Annotated in this window: 1 protein-coding gene; it reads right to left on the bottom strand. The window is 68.9% G+C overall.

The window, feature by feature from the left end; all coding sequences use genetic code 11:
* Positions 1 to 847: beta-ketoacyl reductase (locus CU044_RS39690; protein ID WP_275670209.1), on the bottom strand; the 847-nt coding region annotated here is incomplete at both ends.

Raw genomic sequence — 847 nt, 5'->3', positions numbered from 1 at the left:
CGGCGCAACCTCACCCCGCCCACGCAACACCGGCAGATCCAGCCGCACCGGAGCCACCACCGCATCCCCCGCAGACAAAGCCGCGTCGAACAACGCCACACCCAACTCCACCGACAACGCCGGCACACCCGCACGAGCCATCCGCTCCGCGTCCGCCGCCGACAACGTCCCCGTCATCCCACCCGACTGATCCCACGGACCCCACGCCAACGACACACCCGGCAGACCCTCAGCCCGCCGACGCTCCACCAACGCATCCAAAAACGCGTTACCCGCCGCGTAATTACCCTGCCCCGCACTCCCGAACAAGGCGGCAATGGACGAGAACACGACGAAGGCGGAGAGATCTTGACCGAGCGTCAGCTCGTGCAGGTTCCAGGCGGCGTCGGCCTTCGGCCGCAGCACCTTGTCCAGCCGCTCCGGCGTCAGTGAACCGACCACACCGTCATCGAGCACACCCGCCGCATGCACCACAGCGGACACCGTGTGACGCGTCAGCAGCTCGGCGAGAGCATCACGGTCCGCGACATCGCAGGCCTCGATCGACACCTCGGCGCCGCGCTCCGTCAGTTCATCAGTCAGTGCTTCCGCACCCTCGGCGCCCAGGCCGCGGCGGCTGACCAGCAGCAGCCGGCGCACCCCGTGCTCCGCCACCAGATGCCGCGCCACGACCGCACCCAGACCACCCGTACCACCTGTGATCAGCACACTCCCCGCACCATCCCACACCGGACCCGCCGCCGCACGATCCCCCACCACCGCACGCACCAGACGACCCGCCAGCACCTCACCACCCCGCACAACCACCTGCGGCTCATCCACACCCAACGCCGACAACGGCAACACA

Origin of the sequence: Streptomyces sp. L-9-10 (genome assembly GCF_004151105.1) — a bacterium.
Lineage (GTDB): Bacteria > Actinomycetota > Actinomycetes > Streptomycetales > Streptomycetaceae > Streptomyces.
Note: the sequence above shows the minus strand (reverse complement) of the source record. Positions and strands in the feature narration are given on the sequence as shown.